General features: G+C 74.4%; 27 protein-coding genes. 10 read left to right on the top strand and 17 right to left on the bottom strand.

The annotated features are described in order from the left end of the window. Positions 1-79 precede the first annotated feature (79 nt). Both CXR04_RS10785 and CXR04_RS10780 read left to right on the top strand, forming a co-directional pair. Entirely contained in the window at positions 80-850 is a 771-nt protein-coding gene (locus CXR04_RS10785) for a hypothetical protein (protein WP_234380163.1), read from the top strand. Positions 851-943: 93 nt separating this feature from the next. Then, positions 944-1,129: a hypothetical protein gene (locus CXR04_RS10780; protein WP_234380162.1), complete on the top strand. Its 186-nt coding sequence runs from the start codon at positions 944-946 to the stop codon at positions 1,127-1,129. A 21-nt stretch (positions 1,130-1,150) separates the two neighbouring features. Here CXR04_RS10780 and CXR04_RS10775 read toward each other — a convergent pair whose 3' ends face one another. Further along, positions 1,151-1,438, bottom strand: a complete 288-nt coding sequence (locus CXR04_RS10775) for a hypothetical protein (protein WP_101421629.1) — start codon at positions 1,436-1,438, stop codon at positions 1,151-1,153. A 106-nt stretch (positions 1,439-1,544) separates the two neighbouring features. Between CXR04_RS10775 and CXR04_RS10770 the strand changes: the two genes are divergently transcribed. Next, positions 1,545-2,861, top strand: a complete 1,317-nt coding sequence (locus CXR04_RS10770; RefSeq protein WP_101421628.1) for a hypothetical protein — start codon at positions 1,545-1,547, stop codon at positions 2,859-2,861. Positions 2,862-2,913: 52 nt separating this feature from the next. Beyond that, complete coding sequence (locus tag CXR04_RS10765; protein WP_324841423.1) at positions 2,914-3,654, top strand: Imm52 family immunity protein; 741 nt, start codon at positions 2,914-2,916, stop codon at positions 3,652-3,654. Between the two features lie 58 nt (positions 3,655-3,712). Here CXR04_RS10765 and CXR04_RS10760 read toward each other — a convergent pair whose 3' ends face one another. Next, complete coding sequence (locus CXR04_RS10760; protein ID WP_101421626.1) at positions 3,713-4,594, bottom strand: lysozyme; 882 nt, start codon at positions 4,592-4,594, stop codon at positions 3,713-3,715. A 436-nt stretch (positions 4,595-5,030) separates the two neighbouring features. Between CXR04_RS10760 and CXR04_RS10755 the strand changes: the two genes are divergently transcribed. After that, positions 5,031-5,480, top strand: a complete 450-nt coding sequence (locus CXR04_RS10755; protein ID WP_101421625.1) for a MarR family winged helix-turn-helix transcriptional regulator — start codon at positions 5,031-5,033, stop codon at positions 5,478-5,480. 128 nt (positions 5,481-5,608) lie between these two features. On the opposite strand, the gene CXR04_RS10750 is transcribed toward CXR04_RS10755, so the two are convergent. Further along, positions 5,609-6,082, bottom strand: a complete 474-nt coding sequence (locus CXR04_RS10750; RefSeq protein ID WP_101421624.1) for a MarR family winged helix-turn-helix transcriptional regulator — start codon at positions 6,080-6,082, stop codon at positions 5,609-5,611. 144 nt (positions 6,083-6,226) lie between these two features. On the opposite strand from CXR04_RS10750, the gene CXR04_RS10745 reads away from it, so the two are divergent. Next, a complete protein-coding gene (locus CXR04_RS10745; RefSeq protein WP_101421623.1) occupies positions 6,227-7,213 on the top strand; it encodes an alpha/beta hydrolase in 987 nt (328 codons plus the stop codon). Positions 7,214-7,349: 136 nt separating this feature from the next. Here the strand turns inward: CXR04_RS10745 and CXR04_RS10740 are convergent, their stop codons facing one another. Beyond that, positions 7,350-8,117 (bottom strand): protein phosphatase 2C domain-containing protein, encoded by a 768-nt coding sequence (locus tag CXR04_RS10740; protein WP_101421622.1) that lies wholly within the window; start codon positions 8,115-8,117, stop codon positions 7,350-7,352. Between the two features lie 231 nt (positions 8,118-8,348). On the opposite strand from CXR04_RS10740, the gene CXR04_RS10735 reads away from it, so the two are divergent. Further along, complete coding sequence (locus tag CXR04_RS10735; RefSeq protein WP_101421621.1) at positions 8,349-10,625, top strand: ATP-binding protein; 2,277 nt, start codon at positions 8,349-8,351, stop codon at positions 10,623-10,625. Beyond that, the gene (locus CXR04_RS10730) at positions 10,622-11,041 is read left to right on the top strand and encodes a roadblock/LC7 domain-containing protein (protein WP_101421620.1); all 420 of its coding nucleotides are present in this window, start codon (positions 10,622-10,624) and stop codon (positions 11,039-11,041) included. The genes CXR04_RS10735 and CXR04_RS10730 overlap by 4 nt, the downstream gene beginning before the upstream one ends. 12 nt (positions 11,042-11,053) lie before the next feature. On the opposite strand, the gene CXR04_RS10725 is transcribed toward CXR04_RS10730, so the two are convergent. The 10 genes from CXR04_RS10725 to CXR04_RS10685 form a co-directional block, all read right to left on the bottom strand. Further along, the gene (locus CXR04_RS10725; protein ID WP_101421619.1) at positions 11,054-12,298 is read right to left on the bottom strand and encodes a C40 family peptidase; all 1,245 of its coding nucleotides are present in this window, start codon (positions 12,296-12,298) and stop codon (positions 11,054-11,056) included. An 89-nt stretch (positions 12,299-12,387) separates the two neighbouring features. Continuing rightward, complete coding sequence (locus CXR04_RS10720; RefSeq protein WP_101421618.1) at positions 12,388-12,645, bottom strand: hypothetical protein; 258 nt, start codon at positions 12,643-12,645, stop codon at positions 12,388-12,390. Between the two features lie 5 nt (positions 12,646-12,650). After that, positions 12,651-13,415 (bottom strand): TetR/AcrR family transcriptional regulator, encoded by a 765-nt coding sequence (locus CXR04_RS10715; RefSeq protein WP_234380160.1) that lies wholly within the window; start codon positions 13,413-13,415, stop codon positions 12,651-12,653. Positions 13,416-13,462: 47 nt separating this feature from the next. Next, positions 13,463-14,392: an AurF N-oxygenase family protein gene (locus CXR04_RS10710; RefSeq protein WP_101421616.1), complete on the bottom strand. Its 930-nt coding sequence runs from the start codon at positions 14,390-14,392 to the stop codon at positions 13,463-13,465. Positions 14,393-14,516: 124 nt separating this feature from the next. Next, on the bottom strand, positions 14,517-14,681 hold the full coding sequence (locus tag CXR04_RS35175) for a hypothetical protein (RefSeq protein WP_199850696.1): 165 nt from the start codon (positions 14,679-14,681) through the stop codon (positions 14,517-14,519). Positions 14,682-14,822: 141 nt separating this feature from the next. Continuing rightward, complete coding sequence (locus CXR04_RS10705) at positions 14,823-16,277, bottom strand: penicillin-binding transpeptidase domain-containing protein (protein ID WP_101421615.1); 1,455 nt, start codon at positions 16,275-16,277, stop codon at positions 14,823-14,825. Further along, positions 16,274-17,782, bottom strand: a complete 1,509-nt coding sequence (locus CXR04_RS10700) for an FtsW/RodA/SpoVE family cell cycle protein (protein WP_101421614.1) — start codon at positions 17,780-17,782, stop codon at positions 16,274-16,276. The genes CXR04_RS10705 and CXR04_RS10700 overlap by 4 nt, the downstream gene beginning before the upstream one ends. Positions 17,783-17,911: 129 nt before the next feature. Further along, a complete protein-coding gene (locus tag CXR04_RS10695; RefSeq protein WP_101421613.1) occupies positions 17,912-18,616 on the bottom strand; it encodes a type 1 glutamine amidotransferase in 705 nt (234 codons plus the stop codon). 19 nt (positions 18,617-18,635) lie between these two features. Next, positions 18,636-18,992, bottom strand: coding sequence for a DUF6191 domain-containing protein (locus CXR04_RS10690; protein WP_101421612.1), 357 nt, complete (start codon positions 18,990-18,992; stop codon positions 18,636-18,638). 191 nt (positions 18,993-19,183) lie between these two features. Beyond that, positions 19,184-19,612, bottom strand: coding sequence for a winged helix-turn-helix transcriptional regulator (locus tag CXR04_RS10685; protein ID WP_101421611.1), 429 nt, complete (start codon positions 19,610-19,612; stop codon positions 19,184-19,186). Between the two features lie 111 nt (positions 19,613-19,723). On the opposite strand from CXR04_RS10685, the gene CXR04_RS10680 reads away from it, so the two are divergent. After that, entirely contained in the window at positions 19,724-20,611 is an 888-nt protein-coding gene (locus CXR04_RS10680; RefSeq protein WP_199850438.1) for an NADP-dependent oxidoreductase, read from the top strand. Positions 20,612-20,703: 92 nt separating this feature from the next. Here CXR04_RS10680 and CXR04_RS10675 read toward each other — a convergent pair whose 3' ends face one another. Both CXR04_RS10675 and CXR04_RS10670 read right to left on the bottom strand, forming a co-directional pair. After that, the gene (locus CXR04_RS10675) at positions 20,704-23,109 is read right to left on the bottom strand and encodes an ATP-binding protein (RefSeq protein WP_234380159.1); all 2,406 of its coding nucleotides are present in this window, start codon (positions 23,107-23,109) and stop codon (positions 20,704-20,706) included. Next, positions 23,106-23,846 carry a VOC family protein gene (locus tag CXR04_RS10670; RefSeq protein WP_101421609.1) on the bottom strand — a complete coding sequence of 247 codons (741 nt, stop codon included), beginning with the start codon at positions 23,844-23,846 and terminating at the stop codon, positions 23,106-23,108. Before CXR04_RS10670 ends, CXR04_RS10675 begins: the two co-directional genes overlap by 4 nt. A 75-nt stretch (positions 23,847-23,921) precedes the next feature. On the opposite strand from CXR04_RS10670, the gene CXR04_RS10665 reads away from it, so the two are divergent. Next, positions 23,922-24,215: a hypothetical protein gene (locus tag CXR04_RS10665; RefSeq protein WP_101421608.1), complete on the top strand. Its 294-nt coding sequence runs from the start codon at positions 23,922-23,924 to the stop codon at positions 24,213-24,215. Between the two features lie 122 nt (positions 24,216-24,337). Here the strand turns inward: CXR04_RS10665 and CXR04_RS10660 are convergent, their stop codons facing one another. Next, entirely contained in the window at positions 24,338-25,972 is a 1,635-nt protein-coding gene (locus tag CXR04_RS10660) for an MFS transporter (protein WP_101421607.1), read from the bottom strand. Positions 25,973-26,098 lie beyond the last annotated feature (126 nt).

The following is a 26,098-nucleotide window of genomic DNA, read 5'->3' as shown; positions in this document are numbered from 1 at the left end:
GCGGATCCGCCCGTCCCCTGCCCCCCCGCCCCCTAGGCACGGCCCCTCCCGACCACCCACCCGGGAGGGGCCGTTCGGCGTGCGTTCTCGCCGGTACGGGACCGGGTGCCGGAACTGTCCGGGCGTTGGCAGCGTCCCGTCACCCAACGCACCCGAATCGTCACTGGCGTCGATCCTGGTCCGTCATCACCGCTCAGCCACCACCCCCGCGGCGCTCGCCGCCGCGACCCTGCTGGTCACCGCGTGCGGGGGCGACGACTCGCCGTCGTCGGACGACAAGATCGAGGGCGCGGGGCAGAGCAGCCCGGCCGCGTTGCCGACGGAGCCGGACGCGGGCCCGGAGGACGCGGAGCCGGAGGACGCGGGGCCGGAGATCGAGCTGCCGGGGAGCGTGGAACTGGTCTTCAAGGACTGGGAGCCGGACGACCCGGAGGAACAGGCGGTGCTGGACTCCGGCGCGCAGAGCGAGCGTGCGACGTACGAGGCGATCACGCAGGATCCGCCGAACCCGGACTCCGAGTACGTGGCGTCCTACCACGTCAAGGGCACCGGTGCCTGGACGGACACCCAGGACTGGATCGACGGCTTCAAGGACGCGAACGCCACCGTCGAGGGGAAAGTGCGCTTCCGGTCGCCGGTCGTCGAGGTGCACGACAACGGGACCACCGGATCGCTTCGCTACTGCGCGGACGAAAGCGGAGTGGAGACCGTCGAGCGCGAATCGGGAAAGGTGCTGTCCGCCGCGAAGCCGGGAGACGTCGTCCAGTACGACCTCACGCTGCAGAAGAGCGACGACGACGTGTGGCAGGTCGCGGGGGTGAACGGGAAGCGCGGCTCATGCGACGAGTGAGGACTCGGTGATGACACGCATCCGCGTCCCGCCATCGGGATCGGCGAAGACGGCAGCGTCGGCGAGCCCTACCGGCGCGGGGACGCCGGGACGATGCCGGCGTGCGCGATCACATACCGGCGCTCCAGCGAGGCCGGCGGCTCGTACGGGCTGAAGGCGTCGGTCACCTGGGAGGTCGACTGGACCGGCTCGGGCGACACGGGCGGCGACCTGCCGGACGGCGTCTTCGAGACCACGTACGACGTGACGGTGCAGGAGATCCAGACCGTCGTCCGCTGAGCGGACCGCCCGCGGCGCCGCTCACTCCTCGGTGAAGACGAAGGCGCGGCCCAGCGCCTGGTCGGTGATGCAGGTCTGCATCTCGCTCATGGTCAGCCGGTCCGCGAGTTCGGTGACGGCCAGCTCCCTGCCCTCGACGATGGTCGACCCCAGCATCATCAGCCGCCCCAGCAGGTCCGACGCCTCCTCACCGCCGACCGCGCCCGACTCCGGCTCGGGCGGCCGGGAGGCGTCGCGCGGCAGCGTACGGCGCAACGCGATGCGCACCTCCGCCAACTGCTCCGAGCTGATCGTCAACTTGTCGCCCACGGCGCCTCCTTGCCCTGATTACGACTCGTTCGGCCGCGGTGCCTCCCCCTAGTGTTCGGTCGCGGACGGGCTTTCGGCAACACGGCGGGGGGAGCGGAGGGCGCACGTGGGAGACAGGCCGACCGGCTGGACCGTGGTGGGCCTGCCGGGAGACCCGGTACCGGTCGAGCTGGAGACCCTGCGGAAGTTCAGGAAGTTCTGCACCCAGCGCGAAGACGACGCCTGGCGCGCCTCGAACCGCACCTACAGCCTGATCGTGCGGGTGGAAGAAGCCGGCCTGGCGGGTGACTGGAAGAAGGCGCTCCTGGGCCGGCTGGCCTTCATGCACGGGCAGTTGGAGCGCGAGGGCGGGGGCTACCGGGTTGCCGGAGAAGCGCTCGACGTCTTCATCAGGGCGGTACGGCCGATCCAGGAGCGGGCCGACGAGGCACTTGAGAAGGCCCGGATGGAAACGGGGCGGATGTCGGCCGCGATGCAGCAGGTCGCGGAGTACGACGAGCAGAAGAAGACGCTGGAGCGCCGCGGTGGGCGCGCGGACCCGTGGGACTTACGGGAGCGCGGCCGGCAGCAGGAGTCGGCGGAGGAGGCTGCCGACCGGCTCTCCCGGCATTACAGGGCGGCCCAGGATGCGAAGACCGACTTCGAGGGCCTACTGGCGACGTTCCTTGAAGAACTGCGCGGCGCCCTGAAGGACTACCTGATCCGGGCCGTCCGCGGGGACGTCCGGCCGCCCGACACCATGCCGGGCGGGCGGGACCCGGCCTGGTGGGAGACGGCGCTGCACTACCGCGACCAGGTCAAGGGGATCCTGGACGGCACGCTGGAGACCGCGGCGGGGATCACGGCGCAGACCCTCGACGGCGCCACCGATATCGGGGCGGAACTCACCTTGATGATGGTGGGCATGCGGACGCCCGGCGGCCCGGGCGCGGCCTGGGCCCTGGCGGGGGACCGGGCGGCGGTGTCGGCGTACTCGGGGAGCTACGCGTTCGGCACGTACGGGGCGAGGTCCCTGGACGAGGGCCGGCTGTACGCGAAGACCTGGATCCAGAACACCCCCGAGGGCCAGCGCCCGCACCGCCCGCCACCGCCGGACCGCGGGCCGGGGAGGTGGTCGGACAAGACGAGGGAGTCGATGTCGGTCGAGACGGCGGAGGCGCAGGATGAAGGCGACGGGGGTGAAGTGGCCGTGGTCGTACGAGTACGGGGGCAAGCGGTGGGACAACTTCGAGGACGGGCACCTGATCGACGCGAAGGCGAATTATTCGAGCCTGATCAGGGCGGACGGCAGGTTCTACGAGTTCATGGAGAAGAAGGAGATCACCAAGGCCCAGGAGGCTCTCGGAGCAGCGGGAGACGAACCGGTCCGCTACGTTGTCACGGACAGGAAGACCTATCAGACGTACCGAGATCTGTTCGATGAAAAGGGCATCCCGATCGACGTTGTCCACAAACCCTGAGGGGGCCCTGCCAACGTGACTGCGCCATCATCCGGCGCCCTCCACCTCGGGGCTTACTGGGGTGCCCGCGAGGAGAGCGCGGAGCAAGTGGCCGCCCGCATCGGTGAGACGATGCGAGCCCTGGGCGACGTGCACCAGGAGCTCAGCACCTGGTGGTGGGAGGACCGCGAGGAACCCGTCGACCCCGAATCGCCATGGCTCCACGACACGGCCGTCGAGACCAGGTGGGAAAACTCCGGGAAACGGTCCGGTGAAGGTGTCGGCTACAACCTCTGGTTTCACAGCAACCGGTTCCCGGACTATCACAGCGGACCCGGCCCGGACGGGATGTCAAGCCTGAGCTTCCGGGCCGGCGAGAGCGCGATCCCGCGTCTGGGGAACGCGGTGTCCCTCTCCCTGCCGTTGCCGGAGCACGCTCCGGACGGGCTCTACGACCCGGGTGCGATGCGCAAGGCCGTGCACTGGGTTGCCGAAATCTGGCGTCCAGACCACGCGTTGTGCGGAACCCGCGGACAACGCGACGCTCAGGGCAACCGGATGAAGGTCAGCCCCAAGGTCGGGTGGATCACCTACCTCGGGCCCCCGTACACCGACGGCATCGAGCGCGCCGGACTCCCCCACGGTGTCCAGGCCGCCGCACGTGCGGGTGGCGCGTTGCTCTGGTTTCCCCTGCCCGTCGAGGACGTCACCCCCGGCATGGTGGTCGACCTGCGGGAGGCTCTCGTTGCCGCCGGGTGTCTGCCCGGGAACGGGTGACCGCCGGTCCCTCCGGAGGAGCAGCTCCGGAGGGACCGGCGGGGGTTGAAGGGGCGGGTCAGCCGTTGGCCAGGGCCTGGAGGCGGTCGTAGGCGCCGTTGAACTTGTTGTGGTCGCCCACCGTCGGGCCCGTCGAGGTGTACTGCCAGAAGGTGTAGAAGCCCCAGCCCGCCGGCAGCGTGCCCGGCGCAGAGGCGTAGCGGGCGATCCACAGCGGGTGGTTGCCCGCGTAGCCGCCGTAGTTGCCGGTGCACTGGGTCCACCAGTTGGTGTTCGTGTAGATCACCGCGTACCGGCCCGTGCGCTCGCGGTAGCGGGTCAGGAACGAGCTGATCCAGCTCCGCATCGACGCCTGGCTGAGGCCGTAGCACGTGGCGCCGTACGGGTTGTACTCGATGTCCAGCACGCCCGGCAGCGTCTTGCCGTCGCGGGACCAGCCGCCGCCGTTGCTCGCGAAGTAGTCGGCCTGGGCGGCGCCGCTCGCGCCGTTGGGGAGGGCGAAGTGGTACGCGCCGCGGATCATCCCGATGTTGTACGAGCCGTTGTACTGCTGGGCGAAGTACGGGTTCTTGTAGCTGGTGCCTTCGGTCGCCTTGACGTACGCGAAGCGGTTGCCGGCGTTCCAGAGCGTGGACCAGTTGACGTTGCCCTGGTGGCTGGAGACGTCGACGCCCTCGACGGTCGCCAGCGGGCCGGCCTCCTGGCCGGCCGCGCCGGCCGACCCGGCGGGGGCGCCGGTGCCCTCGTGGAGGCGGATGCCGGCGCCCATGTACGCCTCGCCGCGCTCCAGGTCGCGGGGGTTGGGGTTGAGCCGGTCGCCGACCGCGGCGGCGGGGCTCGTCAGGCCGACGACGAGGGAGAGCGAGGTGGCCGCGACGGCGGTGGCGGCGGCGAGGGAGCGGCGCCCGATGCGCCGGCGGGTGCGGACTGCGGATGACATGCGTTCCTCCGGGTGTGGGGGTTCCTCGGTGGTGCCGGATTTGCCGGTGGTACCGGTGGTGCCGTGGTTCCGGTAAGCCGTGATTCCGGTGGTGCCGGTAGGCGGAGGGGAGGAGGTGCCGGGCGTGTGGTGCTGCCGGCTCTGGGGTGTGGCGGGAGCGGCGGGGCGGCAGTGGCCCGTCCTCGTACGCCTGCGGGGCCTTGACCCGGCCCTTGGTGTGGCCATGTCACTATCTGCTGCGCCGAAGGTAAGCGCATGCGCGTGGGAGCGAAAGAGGATCCGGCAGGTGCCTTTGGTCTACGCCTGCGAAATACTGGGGGAGCTGCGGCTTCTGTCGCTTCTGAAGAAAACTTTCAGCCCGTGGAAAGCCAGAAGGGCCCCTGACGTGCACAAGGCCGAAACCCCCGGAGGCGAGCAGGCGGACGAGGAAAATGGTGTGGACCACGTCTTCCTCGATCTGGAGCGGGAACTCGCCGTCTTCTACCGCCGGGCCCGCGGCATCGCGGCGGACATGGCCCGCCAGGTCGACCCCGGGCTCGAACCCGGCGCGTACGCCCTGCTGGCCCAACTGGAGGGCGCCGGGCGGCGCGCCACAGAACTCGCCGGCTACTTCAACATCGGCAAGGCGACCGTCAGCCGGCAACTCCACGCCCTCGAAGAACTGGGCCTCGTCGACCGCGAACCCGACCCCGCCGACGGCCGGGCGGCGCTCGTACGGCTGACGGCGGAAGGGCGGCGGCGGGTGCTGAGCGTACGGCGGGCGCGGCACGCCGAGTACGTCCAGCAGCTCGCCGGCTGGGACCCGGCCGAGGTCGCCGAACTCGCCCGGCTGCTGGGGCGGTTCAACGAGCTGAACGCGGGCGGGGGCGGCGGCGCACGGCGGTAGGGGCGGGCGGTGCTACGGGCGGGCTGCCGCCGCCTCGGCCGCGTCCGTCCCGGCGCGCTTTCCTCGTGCGCCGTCCCGGGCGGCTTCGTGCGTCGTCCCGGGTGCCCCGGCGCTGCTGCCGCCTCCCGTCAGCCGTGTGCCGCCAGATTCGCCGTCATGCCCCGCAGCAGCGCCTTCGCCTGCTCCTGTTCCTCCGCCGTCAGTCCCATCGCCTCGTCCAGCGACGGCACCACGACGTTCGCCTTCCGGCGCAGCTCCGTGCCCTCCGGTGTGAGCGACACCTCCACCAGCCGCTCGTCGTCGGCCCGGCGCCGCCGCGTTACCAGCCCGTTCGCCTCCAGCCGCTTCAGCAGCGGGGTCAGCGTCCCGTAGTCCAGGTGCAGCGCGGCGCCGAGGCTCTTCACCAGCGACGGGCCGTTCTCGTAGAGCGCGACCAGCACCAGGTACTGCGGGTAGGTCACGCCGAGCTTGTCGAGCAGCGGGCGGTACGCGTTCATGACCGCGCGCTGCGCGGAGTACAGGACGAAGCACATGAACTCGTCCAGCTTGCGGAACTCGTCCTCGGTCCCCGGCGCCTCGGCCGCGGTGTCGGTGGTCCCCATACGGGCCCCTCTCTCTGCGCGTACCGTCATCGTACCCGTCAGGGAGCTCCAAAGTTAATAATAAGCGATTGACTTGCGTGCAAGGTAATCGTGCTCTAGTGTTATGGGCATCGAGAGGGACCGACCCCCGGAGGAGCACCCGCCATGTCCGAGAACCAGAAGACCGCCGCGTACACCCCCGCCGCTCCCGTCCTGGAGCCCGCCGCCGCGGCCTTCGCCGGGGCCACCGCCAACCCGCCGTACCTGTTCGACCTCGGCCCCGCCGAGGGCCGCAAGACCGTCGACGAGGTGCAGTCGGGCGAGATCGAGAAGCCCGAGGTCGCCGAGGAGTGGGTCACCGTGCAGGGCGGGCCGACCGGCTCCGTGCGGGCCCGGATCGTCCGGCCCGCGGGTGCCGCGGGGGAGCTGCCCGTGATCCTCTACCTGCACGGCGCCGGCTGGGTCTTCGGCAACGCCCACACCCACGACCGGCTCGTGCGTGAGCTGGCGGTGGGCGCGCGGGCCGCGGTGGTCTTCCCCGAGTACGACCTGTCGCCCGAGGCCCGCTATCCCGTCGCCATCGAGCAGAACTACGCGGTCGCCCGGTGGATCGTCACCGACGGCGCCGCCAACGGCCTCGACCCCGCACGGATCGCCGTCGCCGGCGACTCGGTCGGCGGCAACATGTCGGCGGCCCTGACGCTCCAGGCCAAGGAGCGCGGGGACGTACCGCTGGTGCAGCAGGTGCTGTTCTACCCGGTCACGGACGCGAGCTTCGACACCGGTTCGTACCGCCAGTTCGCGGAGGGCTACTTCCTGCGGCGCGACGCGATGGAGTGGTTCTGGGACCAGTACACGACCGACGAGGCGCAGCGCGCCGAGATCACCGCCTCGCCGCTGCGGGCGAGCAGCGAGCAGCTCACGGGCCTGCCGCCGGCGCTCGTGATCACCGCCGAGGCCGACGTCCTGCGGGACGAGGGCGAGGCGTACGCGAACAAGCTCCGCCAGGCCGGGGTGCCGGTCACCGCCGCCCGCTACCAGGGCGTCATCCACGACTTCGTGATGCTCAACGCCCTGCGCGAGACCCACGCCGCGGACGCCGCCATCGGGCAGGCCGTCGGGGTTCTGCGCCGCGCGTTCGGCACCGAGTGAGTCCGTACCGCCCCTTCTTGCGCCTCCGTTCGGCCCGGGCAGCTTCCCCAGCCGCCCGGGCCGCGGGCTGTCCGGACGCGCCTGTGGCCTGTCACCTGACATCGTCCGTCATCTGTCAGCGGTCAGTCGTCAAACGTCACAGCTCCACCAGCACCGCCGACGCGTCGTCGTGCACCTTCCCCCTGCGGTAGCGGCTGCGGTCCGCGTCCGCCGCCTCCGCCGCCCGTACCTCCGCCACCACGCCCTGCGGCCCCGCCTTCCGCACCCGCTGGAGCAGCGCCGTCCAGTCGCCGAAGCCGAACACCTCGGTCCATCGCGTCACCCCGTCCGTGAGCGCCGCCAGCGCCGCCACCTCCGTACGCGGCACGCTGCCCACCACCGCCCGCGCGGCGACCTCCGGGTCGGCGGCGGCGGTGAAGAAACCGCCCTCGACGTTCCGCATCTCCTCCGCCGGACGGCTGCGCGGCAACTGCGACAGCCGCAGGTCGAGCACCGGCCGCACCGCACCGTCCGGCGCCTCCAGCAGCAGCGCCGCGTCGCACAGCACCAGGTACTCCACCGTCCCACCGTCCCACCGCGCCGCCGCCACCGTGGCCTGCGGCGTCCGCCGGTGGCTCAGGTCGCAGGCCGGGCCGTGGGCCGCCGCGGTGCGGCGGATGGCCGCCGTCAGGCAGTCCGCGAGCGGCGTCTCCCGGGCGCCCGCCAGCTCCAGGAACGCGCCGCCGAGCCGCGCCGCGAACCACGGCACCCCGTGGACGCAGCCGGTGTCACCGTCCCGCGGCGGCGTCACGCCGTCCAGCACCACCACCGCCCCGCCGGTGCCGGAGGCGGGCAGGGCCACGGCGGCGTAGTCCTCGTTCGGGGCGGGGGGCGCGGCGGGGTCGCTGGCCAGTTCGATGCGCATGATCCCAGTCTGCCCGTACGGGCCGCGCGGCCCGTGACGCCGAGCGGAAGGACCGGCGGCACCCTGGCAAAACATGTTCGCTCGTTCGAGTGAGCACCGGGGCAAAGTCCGCCTGCATAGGACACCTGCTGCCAAGGTCGACCCGCGGGCCTAGGCGCAACCGGACTCAGCCACCAACAGTCCGAAATGCAAGGACATGGCGCCGCGGGACAAAGAGTCGAAGGAGGGCCATTGCGGACCCCCGTGCAGCCGGATCGGCAGGAGGGCAGGGGCGCCGGACACGGTCGCGGTGCGCACCCCGCGCCGCGCACGTCGCCGCGCGCCAAGGCGGCGTACCTCGTCGTCGGTGCCGCGGTGCTCGCGGCGGGCGCGCCCGGCCTGGTCGGCGCGCTCCGCGGCGTGAGCGGCGCGGACCCGGAGGAGCGGGCGCAGGCGGCGAGCGCGCTGCAAGTGCACGGTGTGCTGCTGGCGTTGTGCGCGGTGCTGGCCGTGGGCGTCGTCGTCTACGCGGCGCGCGGCGTACGCGCCCCCGACGGCGCCGGCACGGGCACCGGCGAGGCCGCCGCGGAGCAGGCGGCCGAACTCGCCGCCGCCCGCGCGGAGCTGGCGGCCGCCAAGGAGAACCACGTCGTCGAGCGCGACTCGCTGCTGCGCGAGCGGGCGGCGCTCACCGAGCGCATCGGCGGGCTCCAGGCCAGCGTCCAGGGCACGTTCGTCGGGCTGTCGCGCCGCACGCTGGGGCTGGTCGAGCGCCAACTGTCGTTCATCGACGAGCTGGAGGCCCACGAGCAGGAACCCGGCACGCTGGACACCCTCTTCCGGCTCGACCACCTCGCGGCCTGCATGCGCAGGCACAGCGAGAACCTGCTGGTGCTCGCCGGCGCCGACCACCGCGGCACGCGGCGCGCGAACGTCCCGCTGATCGACGTGCTGCGCGCGGCGGTCGGCGAGATCGAGTCGTACCAGCGGGTGGTGCTCTCCCCCGACCTGCCGCAGGTGCACGTCACGGGCTTCGCCTCCGGCGACGCGAGCCACCTGCTGGCGGAGCTGCTGGAGAACGCCACGTCCTGCTCCCGGCCGGAGTCCGAAGTGCTGCTGACCGGGCGGCTGCTGGGGACGGGCGACCTGCTGCTCGTCGTACGGGACGAGGGCATCGGCATCAGCCCGGCGGGCCGGGTCGACGACCTCAACGTCCGGCTCGCCGACACCGACCCGGGCCCGGCGCCGCGGGAGGCGCTGGGGCTGGGGCTGTACGTGGTCGCGCGGCTGGCGGCGCGGCACGGGGTGGGCGTGGAACTGCGGCCGCGGGACCGGGGGGTGGACGCGGAAGTGCGGCTGCCGGGGCGGCTGTTGGTGGGCGGCGCGGCAGATGGCGCGGTCGACGGTGGCGGTGCCGCGGGGTTCGCGGGAGTCGGTGCGGTCGGTGGTGGCGCTGCCGGGTCCGTCGGTGGCGCGGCCGGTGCGGTGGGCGTTACCGGCGGCGTTGGTGCGGGTGGCGGTGACGCTGCGGCGGCCGGTGGTGCGGGGCATGCCGTGCCGGTGCGCGCGGCAGGCGGCGCAGAGCGGGAGAGCACGGCGGCTGCGTACGGCACCCGGCCGGTGCCGGGTTCGGGAACGGACGCGGGGGCCGCGGGCGTACGGGACGGGAGTGCGGCGCCCGTACGGCCGGCCGGGGGTGCGGCGCCCGTACGGGTCGGGGCGCAGCGCTCCGGCCCGCCGCCCGAAGGGGGCGTACGGCCCGCGACTCCGCCGTTCGCGTCGGCCCGGCCCGCCGTCGCACCGCGGACCGGTGGATGGGTGCGCGCCGAGGCGGGCATGCTGCCGCGGCGCCAGCCCGGCAGCACGGTCTCCGGCGGCGCGGTGGCGCCGCTGCGGCACGGTACGGCGACGGGCACCCCCGTGCCGGCCGGCGCCGGGGCAACCGCCGGTGCGGCGGTGCACGGTGCGGTGCCCAGCCACGCGGTGCCCGGCCAACCGGCGCCCGCCCACGCCTCGTCCGGCCACCCGGCACCCGGCCACCCGGCACCCGGCCACCCGGCGCCCGTCGCCGCTGCCGCTGCCGCGGGCCACCCGCCCGCCGAGCACACGGCGACCGCCCAAGCCGCCCCCGGCCACCCGGCGTTCGAGCACCCCGCGCCCGGCCACCCCGCGCCCGGCCACCCGGCGGTCCTCCACCCCGGCAACGCCGTCACCGGCAACCCCGCCACCGGCCCCGCCGCGCTCAGCCCCGTACCGGCCGGGCGGGTCGCCGCCCCCGGTCCGGCCGCCGGTGCTCCGGCCGCCCGTGCCGCCGCCCCGCAGCGCGGCGCCGAGTCCGCCGGCGGGTGGCCCGCTGCCCCGGTGCGGGCCGTGGTCGCCGTGCCCGCGCAGGCCGAGCGGCGGGGCGTGGACGCGCGGGAGGTGCGGCGGTTGCTCGGGGGGTTGCAGCAGGGGTCTCGGGACGGGCGGCGGGCCGCCGCCGCCGAGGCCGGGACATGGGACGCGAAGGAGCAGGGAGCCAGTACGTGAACAGCGCACAGGACCACCGGGAAACCATCAGCAGCCTGCGGTGGATGCTCGACAACTTCACCGCGGAGGTGCCCGGCGTACGGTCCGTGGTCGTCGTCTCCGTCGACGGGCTCCTCCTGCTCGCCGCCCCGCCGCAGTCCGCGTCGGCCGGGGAGCAACTGGCCACCGTGGTCTCCGGCATCGGCGGGCTCACCAACGGGGCCGCGGACGTCATGGACGGCGGCAGGGTGAAGCAGACGATGGTGGCGATGGAGGACGGCTGCCTGGTGGTGATGCAGGCCGGGGACGGCTCGCTGCTCGGCGTGCTGACCGAGCCGGACTGCGACCTGAGCGTGGCCGCGTACCACATGGAGCTGTTCGTCGGCCGCGTCGGCCACGTCCTCACCCCGGGTCTGCGCGGCGAGCTGACCGGCTGAGCGCGCCCGCCGTCAGCCGGGGCGTACGGCGCCGCGCAGGGGGCGGATGGTGACGGGGACGACCCGTACCCGCTGGCCCGTGCGCGGTGCCTCCACCACCCGGCCGTGCCCGAGGTAGAGCGCGACGTGCGAGGCGTCGCGGTGGTAGACCACGATGTCGCCGGGCCGCATCGCGGTGAGCGGCACCCGGCGCAGCTCCCGCCACTGCCCCCGCGCGGTACGCGGGATGCGGACGCCCGCCTCGCGCCATGCCCGTTGCGTGAGCCCGGAGGAGTCGTAGGCCCGGGGCCCGCCGGTGCCCGCGCGGTACGGCTTGCCGACCTGGTCGAGGGCGTACGAGACGGCCCGCCGCCCGGCGCGCGACGGCTCCCGCTCCGCCGTGCTCCAGGCGCCAGGCTTGTCCGCCCGGTCCGTACCGCCGGCAGCTCCCGGGCGGGCCCCGCCCGGCTTGCCGTCCGTCACCGCGTCCGGGCCGCCGCCGTCCTCGCCGTCCGGAGCCATCAGTTCGCGCCGGTCTTCTTCCGCTCCCCGTACCTCCAGTTGGTCGAGCGCCGCCAGCTTCGCGGGCGTCAGCTCCGCGAGCGCGTCGGCCACCTCGGTCAGCCGGTCGTCCACGCGGTCCCGGCGCCGCTTGCGTTCGCCCGCCAGCTCCCGCTGCCGGTCGAGTGCCTCCCGCGAGGAGTCCGTGAGCGCGCCGAGCCGCTTGGCGCCGGACTCCAGCCGGGTCACGACGGCGGCCTGGTTGCCGATGGCGCGGCTGATGACCTGTTTGCGGTCGAGTGCGGTCTCGGTGTCGCGGGCGACGAGGAGTTGCAGGTACGGGGCGAGGCCGGGGCCCCGGTACTGCGCGCGGGCGAGGAGTCCGGCGCGGCGGCGCGCGGTGGCCAGGTCGGCGCGGGTGTCGGCGAGGTCGCCGGTGAGCCTGGCGGTCTCGGCGCGGGCGTCCGTCAGGTCCTCGGCGGTCGCGTGGTACGCCTCGGTGGCGCGCTCGGCCTGCCCGTGGAGGGTCTGGAGCCGGGTGAGCAGTTCGCCGAGCGGGGCGTCGGCGGCCGGTGCCGCGCCGTCCGCCGCCGGTGCCGCGGGATCCGGGGCGGCGTCGGCGGCGGGGTCGGCGGGGTCGGCCGGATCGGCGGCGTCGGCCGCGTCTGCCGCCTCCGGTACGTCCGGCACGGGGGCCGCGTCGGCGGGCAGGGCCAGCACGGTGGCGAGGAGGACGGCGGAGGCGGCGGTGAGGGCGGGGCGGCGGGTGCGCGACATGTACGCAAGGGTTCCCCCGCGACCGCCGGATTCCCGTGAGCACTGGGCGAAACCGAGTAATACCATCACCCGTGAGGATTGACGGCCCGTCAGCGCGACCAGGGCCACTTGCGCCGCTCGGGCACGCCTTCCGGGTCGTACGTGTACACCCACCCCCGGGGCAGCTTCAGCCGCGGGCTGAGGTTCGCCGGCTCCAGCCGGTAGACGTGCACGGTCGGGGGGCCGCCTTCGGGGTCGGGCACCGGCACCTCGTACACCTTCGGCGGCCGGCCCGTCGCGCCGACGTGCACGGCGAGCGTGCGGCCGTCCAGCGGGCCGCCGACGAACGCGGTGTCCTCGGTGCGCACGGCGGTCAGTCCTCGCCGAGCAGGTGGCCGGCGTCGGGCAGGAACGGCGCGATGCGGCGTACGAGGTCGCCCGCGGGGCCGTCGGCCGTCTCCAGCTCCAGCGCCCGGCGCAGCACCCGGCCGCACTCCTCGTCGCCCGCGGCGGTGGCGACCAGCAGCGCGATGAAGTGGTCGACGAGCCAGCCGCGCAGCTCCGGCAGCGGCGGCTGCTTGCCCTCGTCCAGCCAGATCAGCGAGGCGCCCTCGACGGCCGTGATCCACGTGCGGATCATGGTGAGCAGCCGGTGTCCCGGCTCGGGCACGCCGATGTGCAGCAGGATCTGCCCGGCGGCGGAGCGGCGGACCTCGTCCACGATGGCGGTGGTGCGGCTGGTCTGGACGACGCTGCCGCCCTGGAGGAGGGCCTTGAAGCCGGCGTCGTGCTCGTCGACGAAGCCGAGGTAGCTGTCGAGGGCGCGGGTGAGGCGGCGGGTGAGCGGGCCCTGCTGGGGCTGGCGGAAGCACAGCTCCAGCTCGTCTGCGGCGCTGCGCAGGGCGGCCTCGTAGAGCTGCTGCTTGCCGCCGGGAAAGTAGCGGTAGACCAGCGGGCGGGAGACCTCCGCGGCGGCGGCGACGTCGTCCAGGGAGACGTCCTCGGGGGCGCGGTGGGCGAAGAGGCCGAGCGCGGCGGCGAGCAACTGGCTGCGGCGCTGGGAGACGCTCAGCCTGCGGTACGCGACCGCCGGCGGGGGCGCGGCGGGGCGGGCTCCCCGGTCGGACGCAGTGCTCATGTCCGGCAGCGTAGCCCGCCGGGCCGGCATCGGCGGCCCCGCCCCGTTCAGGCCAGCAGGCCCGAGCTGCGCCACAGCCTGCGTCCCACGCCCTGGAGCACCCCGATGTCGTCGAGGAAGTCCGTCAGCCGCTTCGCGCCCGTCTGCATCACCTCGCGCCGGTGCGGGCTGGCCTTGACCTGCGCCACCGCCTCCGCCCGGTTCAGGCCCGCGTCCGTGTAGACCTGCGGGTTGACGAAGGAGACGGAGAACACCCGGGCCGCCTCGCCGGAGGTCAGCCGGGTGAAGTTCCGCTCCCAGCGCGGCGCGGTGAGCATCTGCCGGCGCAGTTCCTCGCGCGCGTAGCGGACGTGCCGCGCCTCCTCCACGACGTGGATCCGGGTCACGCCGCGCACGAGGGTCTGGACCCGCTCGTCGGGGAAGACGAGCCGCTGCATCCAGTCGAGGATCTCCTCGCCGAGGAGGGTCGCGGTGAAGGAACCGGGGGTGGTGGAGACGGTCTTGAGGACGCGCGCGAGGTTGTGGTGGAAGCGGGTGACCGGGTACGGCTCCGCGCCGCCCTTGGTGATCATCCGGGCGAACATCATGGAGTGCCGGCACTCGTCGGCTATCTCGGTGAGCGCGTAGCGTACGTGGTTGCTCGTGACCGGCTTGTCGTAGATGTGCCGGACGAGCAACTGCATGAGGATGATCTCGAACCAGATGCCCAGGGAGGCCAGCGACGCCGCCTCCAGCCGGGCCAGCTCCATCCGCTGCTCCCCGGACATCCGCCGCCACATGGGGGTGTCGTAGAGGGAGACCAGCTCGGGCGGCCAGAACCACTTGCCCTCTTCGACCGGGGCGTCCCAGTCCAGTTCCTTGTCCGGGTCGAAGGAGTGCTTCTCCGACGCCGCGAGGAGCCGTTCCGCGACCTTCTCGCGGTCCTTGAGCGGGCCGAGGGCGTCCGTCAGCGCGAGGTGCCCCGTCGTCGTGGTCATCGCGTCTCCTGGGAGAGTTACCGGCGGTCACCTCTTATGAGACAGCTTGTCAGCAAGCCCGTCAATGCCCCCGCCGCGTTTGGTTGACGCGTGAGTAGGGTGACCAACTGACGGGCGGCGGGCGTCACTCGACGGTGACGATGCAGGTGACCCGGCCGTTCGAGCGCTCGGCCTGCTGCTCGCACTCCTCCCGGTCGGCCTCGCTGCTGGAGGCCAGCAGCCAGAAGACGGTGCCGCCGACGATGAGGAAGATCAGGCCGATGACGATGCCGATCAGGATGTCCTTCACCCGGGTCATCGTAGAAGTGGGCTCGGGGAGCGGTCCCGGGCTTCGCCGACCCGCTGCGTACGCACGCTGCCGCGCCCGTCGCGTACGCACGCTGCCCGCGCCCGCCGCGTACGGAGCAACAGCCCTGCCGCACCGCCCGCTTCAGCGCAGCGCCGCCCGCATCACCCCGCGCGCGACCGGCGCCGCGCTGCCGCCGCCGCTGATGTCCGCGCGGTCCGCCTCCGCGTCCTCCACGACCACCGCCACCGCCACCCCGGGCACCGCCGTCCCCGGCCGCTGCGCCCAGGAGATGAACCAGGCGTACGGGCTCTCGGAGTTGTCCACCCCGTGCTGCGCCGTGCCCGTCTTGCCGCCGACCGTCAGCCCGCCGACCGCCGCCAGCCCGCCGGTGCCGCTGCCGACCGCGTCGATCATCATCTGCCGCAGCAGCGCCGCCGTCCCCGGGGTCATCGCCGTCTCCTCGTACGCGGGCCGGGTCCGCGCCACCGTCTCCCCGCCGGCGTCCGCGAGCCGGTCCACCAGGTACGGGCGCATCGACCGGCCGCCGTTGGCGATCGTCGCCGCGACCCGCGCCATCTGCAGCGGCGTCGCCCTGGTGTCGTACTGCCCGATGGCCGACAGCGCGGCCTGCGCCGGGTCCATCCGCGTGTTGACATGGCTCGGCAGCACGGGCGACGGGATCGAGAGGCCGCCGTCGTTGAAGCCGAACGCCTCCGCGGTCTCCACGATCTGCTGGGTGCCGACCGTCGCGCCGAGCTTCGCGAACACCGTGTTGCACGACTCCGCGAACGCCTCCCGCAGCGGCGCGTCGGCGCAGCCGCTCGACTCGTTGCGCAGCAGCGTGGTGCTGCCGATGAGCCGGTACGGGTTCGGGGTGCGGGTCGGCGCGTCGATGTCGGTGACGATGCCGGACTCCAGCGCCGCCACCGCCGTGATCACCTTGAACGTGGAGCCGGGCGGATACGTCTGCCGGATCGCCCGGTTGAGGAGCGGCTGGGCGGGGTCCTTGCCGAGGCGATCCCAGGCCAGCGTGGTGGCGGGGGAGTTGCCGGAGAGCAGCGCGGGGTCGTAGCCGGGGCTGCTGACGAGGGCGAGGACGCGGCCGGTGGCGGGTTCGAGGGCGACGACGGCGCCCTTGCGGCCGCGCAGCCCGCGGAACGCGGCCTTCTGCACGGCCGGTACGACGGTGGTGTGCACCTGGCCGCCGCGCTGGCGGCTGCGGGTGAGGTCGCCCCAGAGCGGCAGCGGGGCGAGCCGGCCGTCGGTGCCGGCGAGGACCCCGTCCTCGGCGTCTTCGAGGAGGGTGGAGCCGTAGAGCTGGGAGGCGAAGCCGGTGACGGGGGCGTAGAGGCGGCCGTTCGCGTACGAGCGCTCGTAGCGCAGGCCCTGCCGGGTGTCCTCGGAGCCGGTGAGGCGGCGGCCCGCGGCGTAGATGTCGCCGCGGGGCTGGGCGTAGCGCTCCAGGGCGTGCCGGCGGTTGGCGGGGTTGGCGTCGTACTCGGGGGCGTTGAGCACCTGGACGCGGGCGGCGCCGACGAGGAGGCCGAGGAAGAGCAGCAGGCTGCAGGCGGCTGCGATACGGGTGTTGCGGATCACCGGGTGCCGTCCGCGGGGCGCGCCTCGTCGACCACGGGGACGACGAGGGGGACGGTGGCGGGGGCGGTCGCGGCGGCGGGTTCCGGTTCCGGTTCCGGCCGGGCGGGTGCGGCCTCGGGCGCCGGGCGCTCCTCCGGCGGCGTACGGGCCTCGTCGCTGAGCCGTACGAGCAGCGCGACGATCACCCAGTTCGTCACCACGGAGGACCCGCCCTGCGCCAGGAACGGCGTCACCATCCCGGTCAGCGGGATCAGCCCCAGCACCCCGCCCGCGATCACCACCACCTGAAGCGTGATGATCGCCGCCAGGCCCGCGGCGAGCAGCGCGCCGAACGGCTCGCCGATGGCGATCGCCGTGCGGTAGCCGCGGGCGACGAAGAGGGCGTACAGCAGGAACAGCGCGGTCAGCCCGGCGATCCCCAACTCCTCGCCCGCGGTGGCCAGGATGAAGTCCGACTTGCCGGCGAAGCCGATCAGCAGGGAGTGCCCCTGCCCGAGCCCCGCGCCCAGCGCGCCGCCCGCCGCGAACGCGAACAGCGACTGCGCCAACTGCCCGGGACCGTGCCCCTCCTCGATGGCGCGGAACGGCGACAGCCAGTCCTCCACCCGCGTGTGCACGTGCGGCTCCAGCGCCCCGACCGCCGCCGCCCCCGCCGCGGCCAGCAGCAGCCCGACGGCCAGCCAGCCGAGCCGCCCCGTGGCCACGTACAGCATCGCCACGAAGAGGCTGAAGAACAGCAGCGAGGCCCCGATGTCCCGCTCCAGGATCAGCAGCACCAGGCTGATGCCCCAGACCGCGACGATCGGCCCGAGCACGCGCCGCGGCGGCAGCAGCAGGCGGCGGATGCGCGGGCCGCTGGTGAAGGTGAGGGCGTGGCGGTTGGCGGCGAGGTAGGAGGCGAAGAAGATCGCGAGCAGCACCTTGGCGAACTCGCTGGGCTGGAGGGAGAGACCGCCGATCCGGATCCAGATCCTGGCGCCGTTGACGGCGGGGAAGAGGATCGGCGCGGCCATCAGGCACAGGGCGGTGAACGCGTACTTCGCGGCGCGCGGGCGCAGGTCGCGGTGGTCGCGGAGGAAGAGGAGGACGGCGGCGAAGAGGGCGATGCCCACGGTGGACCAGAGGAGTTGGGTGGGGGCGGCGCGGTCGCCGGGGGTGCCCTGGTCGAGGCGGTGGATGAGGACCAGGCCGAGGCCGTTGAGCAGCAGCGCCACCGGCAGCAGCACGGGGTCCGCGCGGGGGGCGCGGAAGCGGACGACGAGGTGGGCGAAGAGGGCGAGCCCGGCGAGGCCGCCGAGGTGGGTGGCCAGGTCGGCGGGGAGCGCGCCGGAGGTGGCGTAGCCGACGGCGGCGTAGCCGTAGGCGATGACGCCGACGGCGCAGACCAGGAGCCCGAGTTCGGCGCCGCGGCGGCGGGGGCGGGGCACGGGGGGCGGCGGCGTGGCCAGCCGCCGGGCACGGCCCGGCGGGCGGAGGGCCTGGGCCGGGTCGGTGGCGGTGGTCATTCGGGCAACGTAGCAAGCGGTGGCCGATTTGCCGGGTATGCCGGGGGTGGGGTGGGTCGCGGGGAGGGGCGGGGTGCCGTCCGCGGCCCTCGCGGCCGTACGGGGCGGGGCGCAGGACTGCCGCGGCGGTCAGCCCTCGGCCCGTACCGCCTGCGCGAAGCGGTGTGCCACCTGCTGCCAGACCTGCGCCGACTCCTGCTCGTCGCGGTCCGCCTCGGTACGCAGCAGGGCCGGGTCGAAGCCGCGGGCGCGGATGGACTCGTCGCTCCAGGCGTGTACGCGGTCGGCGCCGGCCTCGGGGTGGAACTGCACGCCCCACGCCCGGTCGCCGTAGCGGAACGCCTGGTGCGGGCAGCGCTCGCTCTCCGCCAGCCACACCGCGCCCGCCGGCAGCTCCGTGATGGCGTCGACGTGCCGCTGGACGGCGGTCACCCGCGGCGGGAGCCCCGCGAAGAGCGCGTCCTCCGCGGCCTCCGCGCGCAGCGCGATCGGCGTGCTGCCCAGCTCGGGTTCGCCGTGCGAGGCGGTGACCCGGCCGCCGGCGACGTGGGCGAGGAGCTGGCCGCCCTGGCAGACGCCGAAGACCGGGACGTCCCGCTCCAGCGCCTCGGCGACCAGCTCGCGCACCGCCGCAAGCCACGGCATCGCCACGTCGTCGTCGGGCATGGGGCCGCCGCCGAGCGGCAGGATCGCGGCGTGGTCGAGACGGCGGGGGAGGGGCGCGCCCGCGTAGGCGTGCACGATGTCGAGGGTGACGCCGTCCTGCTCCAGCCACGCGCCGAAGCGGCGGGGGCCGCCGCCGCGGCCGTTCTGCACCACGAGAACCTTCGTCATGCGTGCGATTCTCGGTCAGCTACGCGCGCGGGGTGTCGGCGGGGGTGGAGGGGGCCTGCGACGGGATCGCGTCGGCAGGGGCGGTGTCGGCCGGTACGGCGTGGGCCGGATCCGCGTCGGCGGGCACGGCGTCGGCGGGCACGGCGTCGGCGGGGGCCGCGTCGGTGCTTACGGCGTCGGAAGGGACCGCGTCCTCCGGTTCCGCCGCCGGCTTCGCCGCCTCCCCGAGGGCGATGACGACCTTGCCCGACGTGAGGTCAATCGGCCCGCGGTGCGGGTCGCCGGAGCCCACGTCGTCCACGACGAGCTCCATCCGCTCCCGCGCCCGCCGGGCGTGGGCATGGCTGGGCGCGAACAGCTCCGCAACGATGTTCATCCCCGTGCCTCCCGCGACTCGGCTCGTTCGAACAACGCCGCGGCCCGCGGAACCGTTCCCGCCCCGCCTCCCTTCCGGTCGGGACCACCGAAACACCGGAGTTCGGGGCCGGTCCCATGCCTGCACCCATACGCTTCGGACGTGGGCATCGCGGACCTGGGCGACCGACCCGGAGGCGTACGCGTGAGCCCTCAGCCCTCCTGGGCCGCCCCTGCCGTCCCCGTCTCCTGCTTCCCGTAGCGCTCGCGGGCCGCGTGCACCTCCTCGATGTGCTCCTCCGCCCAGTCCTTCACGGCGGTGAGGAGCCCGGCGAGGCTGCGGCCGAGCGCCGTCAGCTCGTAGTCGACGCGGACCGGGACGGAGGGCGTGACGGCGCGGGTGAGGATGCCGTCGCGCTCCAGGGTGCGCAGGGTCTGGGTGAGCATCTTCGGGCTGACGCCGGCGATCTTCCGGCGCAGGTCGCTGTAGCGCCGCGGGCCGCCGGACAGGGCGGCGACGACGAGGCTGACCCACTTGTCGCTGAGGCGGCCGAGGAGTTGGTTGGTGGGGCAGTCCCGCATGAACGCGTCGTACGCGAAGCGCTCCTGCTCGCGCCGCTGGGCCGCCGTCGTGGTCGCCATGGCTCTCCTCCGGGTGGCCTAGGCACTTTCAGGTAACTACTTACCGAAAGATACCAACTCTTCCTAGGGTTGCGGCAGCGGAGACCGATACCGATCAGGGAGAGACAGGTCATGCGTGCTGCAGTGGTGACGGAGTTCGGCGGCCCCGAGGCCGTGGCGATCGCCGACGTGGAGGTGCCCGAGCCGGGCGCGGGGCAGGTACGGATCAAGGTGGCCGCGGCGGCGGTCAACCCCGTGGACGGCGGTACGCGCGCCGGGGTCTTCGGCGCCGCGCCGGGCGGGGCGTACACGGGGCTCGGCTGGGACGTCGCGGGGACGGTGGACGTGGCGGGCGCCGGGTTCGCCGCGGGGGAGGCGGTGGTGGCGCTGGTGCACGGGGTGGCGAAGCCGCTGGGCTCGCACGCCGAGTACGTGGTCGTGGACGGCACGGCGGTGGCCCCGGCGCCCACGACGGCAGACGCCGTGCACGCCGCGACGCTGCCGCTCAACGCGCTCGCCGCCGACCAGGCGCTGGGCCTGCTGGACCCCGCGCCGGGCACCTCGCTGCTGGTCACCGGCGCGGCCGGGGCGCTCGGCGGGTACGCGATCCAGCTCGCCGCCGCCCGCGGCGTCGCGGTGACGGGGCTGGCCAGGGAGTCCGACGAGGAGCTGGTGCGCGCCCTCGGCGCGGCGTTCACGACGGCCCCGGCCGCCGCCGGCTACGACGCCGTGCTCGACGCGGCGGTGCTCGGCGGCGAACAGGCCCTGCCCTGGACCCGCGACGGCGGCGCGTTCGCCGCGGTCATCCCGGACACCGCACCGCCCCCGGTCCGCGGCATCCGCACGGCGGCCCTCGACGTCCGCGCCGACGGCAAGCGGCTGACGGAGCTGGCCCGGCTCGTCGACGACGGCGTGCTGACGCTCCGGGTCGCCGGGACACACGACCTGGCCGACGCCCCGAAGGCGCACGCCCGGCTGGCGGAGGGCGGGATACGGGGGCGGCTGGTGCTGGTGCCGTAGAAGGGGGTGCGGGCTGCCGTAAGGGGCGGGTCACCGGGAACAAGCCCCTTACCCAAGCCCGTTGTACGCGCCCGGCAGGCCCCCGCCGCATCTCAGCCCGCGGCCCCGAGCCGTGCCGTGATGCCGTCGCGGAGCGCGACCGTCCGCTGATCGCCGTAGCCGGCGAGCAGAGCGAGGGCCGTCTCCCAGTGGCCGCGCGCCCCGTCAGGATCGCCCGCCCGCACCGCCGCGGCGAGGCCGTCGAGCGCGACGGCCTCGTGCCAGGTATCGCCCAGCTCGTGAAAGCGGGCGGCGGCCTCGCGGTGGCAGGCGGCGGCCTCGTCGGCGCGGGCGAGCGCCCGGCAGGTCTCGCCGGTCCCGTGCCAGGCGAGCGCCTCCCGGCCGCCGTCGCCGATGCGGCGGTGCAGGGCGGCCGCCCGGTCGTAGGTGGAAAGGGCCTCGTCGAACAGCCCGTTGGCCCGCTGCGCCGCCCCCAGGGCCAGTAGCCGCAGTCCCTCCGACGTCGACTTGCGGCGCCGTACGGCGATGTCCACGGCGCGCCGCGCCGACTCCAGGGCCGCGGCCGGCTCGCCGCGCTCGCGCTGGATGCCGCTCAGGGTGCGCAGCACGCTGCCCTCGCCGGGTTCGTCACCGAGGTCCCGGTAGGCGGCCAGCGCCCGGTGCGCGTAATCGTCCGCCGGGGTGAGGTCCCCCGCGTCGTAGTGCGCGGCGGCGAGGTTGGACAGCTCGACGGCCACCCATCGGGGCAGGTCCAGTTCCCGGTAGGCGTCCAGCGCCTGGGCGAAGTGGGTGACGGCGGCGTCGAGCCGCCTGCGGGTGAGGAGGACGAGACCCAGCGAGTTCAGCGCGGCGGCCTCGTCCTTCCGGTCCCTCAGCTCCCGCCGGAGTACGAGGACTTGGCGATGGCACTCCTCGGCCTCCGCGAGGCGGCCGGCGCGCCGGTGCACCTCGCCCAGGCACCGCAGCACCCACGCCTCGGCGTACCGGTCGCTCAGGGCACGGCTCGCCGCCAGCCCGAGGCGGGCCGTCTCGATCCACTCGGCGAGGGGCGCGGCGTGGATCGAGCCGCGCCACTGCACGACCGGGAGCTGCCAGGCGAGGGTGTGGAGTTCCGCCCCGGCGGCGGCCCGGGTGGCGGCGTGGACGTTGACGCGCTCGCGTTCCGCCCAGTCCACGGCCGCGTCGTAGTCCGCGAAGGACAGGGGAGCGGCGCCGTCGTCGGGCCGGGGGAGAGGCAGTTCGATCCCGTCGGTGCGGACCCACTCGCGCGCCGTCTCGGCGGTCAGCAGGTACCACGTCAGTACGCGCCTGAGCGCGGCGTCCCGTTCGTCCGGGGGCATCTCGGCGTGCGCCCGGTCGGCGGCGTACGCGCGCAGCAGGTCGTGGAGTTCGTACCGGTCGGGGGCGGTCTGCTCCAGCAGGTGGACGCCGACGAGCGCGTCGAGCAGCCGCCGGGTCCCGCGCCGCGGGCCGGCGGCCAGCGCGGCGGCCGCGGCGAGGCTGAAGTCCGGCCCGGGGTGCAGGCCGAGGAGCCGGAACAGCCGGGCCTCCGCCTCCGGCAGCGCCTGATAGGACCAGGCGAAGACCGCGCGCACCCCGTCCTCGTCCTCGTCGTCTCCCATGCTGAGGGTTTCCCACAGCGACGACTCGTCCCGCAAGTCGGCCAGCAGATCGCCCAGGCCCAGGTGCGGACGGCTGACGGCCCGCTCCGCCGCGACCCGCAGGGCGAGCGGGAGCCGGGCGCAGAGCCGCGCCATCTCCGTCAGTTCGGGTGCGTCGTCCCCGGCGCGGCGCCCCGCCGTGGTGGCGCGCAGCAGCGCGACCGCGTCGGGCTCCGGCAGGGGGCGCAGCGTGAGCTGGTGCGCGCCGTCGCGTACGGCCAGGCCGCCGAGGTGGCGACGGCTGGTGACGAGCGTGAGGCAGCCGGGGCCCGCGGACAGCAGGGGGCGGACCTGGGCGGCGGAGGCCGCGTTGTCCAGCACGGTCAGCACCCGGCGGCCGGCGAGGTGGGAGCGGTACAGCGCGCCCGCGGCGTCCGGTTCTGCGGGGATCGCCGGGGCCGGGACGCCGAGGGCGGTGAGCATCCGGTGCAGCGCCTCGACCGGCAGCAGCGGCCGGCCGGGGTCGTAGCCGCGGAGGTTGACGTGCAACTGCCCGTCGGGGAAGCGTGCGGCGATCCGGTGGGCCCAGGCCAGCGCGAGGGAGGTCTTGCCCACCCCGGCCGTCCCGGTGACGACGACCGGCGCCGGTGCCCCTTCCGCGCCGGCGAGTATGCCGTCCAGGTCGTGCAGTTCCGCGGCCCGACCGGTGAAGTCGCGGGGCGCGGCCGGCAGTTGGCGGGGGACCGGGACGCCGGGGTCCGGGGTCCCGGGGTCCGCGTGGTGGACGTGCAGGCCGCCGCTGATGTCGCGGGCCTGGATCACGGCGCCCGCGGTGCCGGACATCTCGGAGCGGGTGGTGCCCGAGCGGTCGCCGGAGTCGTCCGCCGGGCGCGTCACGGCAGGGCGAGGACGCAGAACTCGTGGTCCTCCGGGTCGGTCAGGCAGGTCCACGGGGCGTCGCCCTGGCCGACGTCGAGGTCGCGGGCGCCGAGGGCGCGCAGCCGGGCCACCTCCGCCTCCTTGTCGCCGCCGGGGTACGGCAGCAGGTCGAGGTGGACCCGGTCGGGGGCGGTCTTCGGGTTCGGGACGCGGAGGAGTTCGAGGTACGGGCCCGTGCCCGCGGCCGCGCGCAGCACCCCGTGCTCGTCGCTCACCTCGTGCACCGTCCAGTCCGTCGCCTCGCCCCAGAAGCGGGCCATGGCCCGCGGGTCCGCGCAGTCGACGACGACCGCGGCGATCGGCCCGGTGCCCCGGTAGACGTCCCGCGGCTCCAGCACGCAGAACTCGTTGCCCTCCGGGTCGGCGAGCACCGTCCACGGCACCTCGGTCTGGCCCACGTCCACGGGGGTCGCGCCGAGGGCGCGGAGGCGGGCGACCAGCTCCTCCTGGTGGGCCGCCGAGGTGGTGGCGAGGTCGAGGTGCACGCGGTTCTTCGCCGCCGTCTTGGGCTCCGGTACGGGCACGACGTCGATGCCGAGGGCGACCGGGTGCGGCCACTGAAGGCCGCCGCCGGGGCCGGCGTAGGAGGTGGCGCCGGATACGTGCACCTGCCAGCCGAGCGCCTCCGCCCAGAACCGGCCGGCCGCCGGATGGTCGACGGCCTTGATGTTCACCTGGACGGGTCGCAGAGCCATACCGGCGATCCTATGCACCCGTGTCGCGCGTGGCGGCTCGCTTCTTGAAATCGAACACACGTATGATAGCGAGTCGTGAGCGACTACGAGTTTCCGGAGGAGTTGCTGCGGGCGAAGCGGGAGTGGTTCGCCGTCGCGCAGCGGTTGGAGGAGTTCCCGCTGCGCCCGTACACGGACAGTGCGGGCGTCGAGCACCGGGCCGGCAGCGGGTGGACGCCCGAGCTGGACCGGCAGGAGACGGTGCTGCGGAAGAGGTTCCGCGACCTGTCCATCGCGATATCGATCCACCCGTTCTGGGAGACGCTGAACGGGGGTACGGTCGCGGCGCGGATGGCGCTGCGCGAGGCGGCCCGGCCGCCGGCCGGCTGAGGCGCGGGCGGCGGGCCGGGCCAGGACAGCGGTCCGGGGTGGGCGGGAAGTCCGCCCACCCCGGGGGTGGTTCGACGGGTCTGCGGGTTACGGGATTACGGGTTACGCCGCCGGGGCCGCACTCAGCCGCGTACCGGCTCCGGGGCGGGTGCCGCGTCGTCGCCGGTACCGGCGGCGTCCGGCGCGACGGCGTCCGATCCGTCGGTGTCCGTCACCTTCTGGTCCTCCTGCGCCGCCGTGCCCGTGGGCGGCACGTGGTTCAGGAGGCGTACGGCCAGGACCGCCACCCCTGCCAGCAGCACCGCCGCGATGATCGCCGCCACGTGCATCCCGCTCACGTACGCCTCCCGCGCCGGCGTCAGCAGCGCCTCCGCCGTCCGCGCCGGCAGGTCCGCCGCCGCCGTCGCCGCGCCGGTGATGCCCTCCCGGGCAGCGTCCGCCGCCGGGCCCGGGGTGCCGGCCGGCACGCCGTCCTCCATCTGCCCGCGGTAGACGATCGTGCCGATGCTGCCCAGGGTCGCGATGCCCAGCGCGTAGCCGAACTCGCCGCTGGTCTCGTTCATCGCCGCCGCCGAACCCGCCTTCTCCGGCGGCGCGGAGCTGACGACCAGGTCGGTGCCGAGGGTCACCAGCGGCCCCGCCCCCAGGTTGATGAGCGCGAAGCCCGTGACGACGTACGGCAGTCCGCCGGAGACGTCGGCCATCACCAGCAGCAGCAGGCCCACGACCGAGACGCACAGCCCGCCGCCGATGAGCCGGGCCGGGCGGACGTAGCGGGCCGCCATGGGGGCGAGGCCGAAGCTGAACCCGGAGGCCACCACCGCGGGCAGCATCCACAGGCCCGCCTTCAGCGGCGTGAGCCCCTGCACCATCTGCAGGTACTGCGTGATGAACAGCATCAGCGCGCCCATGAGGAACGTGCCGGCGAACATCCCGCCGAGCGCGGTGCAGAAGGCCCGGTTGCGGAACAGCCGCAGGTCCATCAGCGGGTGCTCCAGCCGCTGCTGGCGGCGTACGAAGACGGTCCCGAACGCCCCGCCCGCCGCGAGCGCCGCCAGCGGCACCGGCGCCCAGCCGTCCTTCGCCAGCTCCTTCACCGCGTACACCAGTGGCAGCACCGCCGCCAGGGACAGCGCCACGCTGGCCAGGTCCAGCCGGCCCGCCTTGGTGTCGCGGTACTCGGGCAGCACGATCGGGCCCAGGACCAGCAGCAGCACCATCGCGGGCACCCCGAGCAGGAACGCCGAGCCCCACCAGAAGTGCTCCAGCATCGTCCCGCCGACCAGCGGGCCGATCGCCGCGCCGCCCATGAAGCACATGAACCAGACGCCGATGGCCGCAGAACGCTGCCGGGGGTCCGTGAACATGTTGGTGATCAGCGCCAGCGTCGAAGGCGCCAGCGTCGCCCCCGCGATGCCCAGCAGCGCGCGGGAGGCGATCAGCATCTCCGGGCTGGTGGAGTACGCGGCGACCACGGAGGCGACGCTGAACGCCGCCGCGCCGGTGAGCAGCAGCCGGCGGCGCCCGATGCGGTCGCCGAGGGTGCCCATCGTGACGAGGAAGCCGGAGAGCATGAACCCGTAGATGTCCATGATCCAGAGCTGCTCGGTGCTGCTCGCCCCGAGGTCGGCGCTGAGGTGGGGCAGGGCGAGCAGCAGGACGAAGACGTCGATGGAGATGAGCAGGACGGGCAGCGCGAGCACCGCGAGCCCGATCCACTCCCGCCGCCCGGCCCGTGTCGCGATGTCGGTGGCCATGAGGTGTGCTCCTTGTCGGAAACAACCGTCCGGCGCCCCCTTCGGGCGCCTCTCACCCGTGCGTCGAGCGGGCGGGACGGATTTCGACAGCGGAGCGGAGGAAATCTCGAATGTGAGGTGGATCAC

The organism is Streptomyces sp. CMB-StM0423 (assembly GCF_002847285.1).
Classification (GTDB): Bacteria; Actinomycetota; Actinomycetes; order Streptomycetales; family Streptomycetaceae; genus Streptomyces.
The sequence above is the reverse complement of the archived record's forward strand: the minus strand, read 5'-3'. Positions and strand labels throughout refer to the sequence as shown.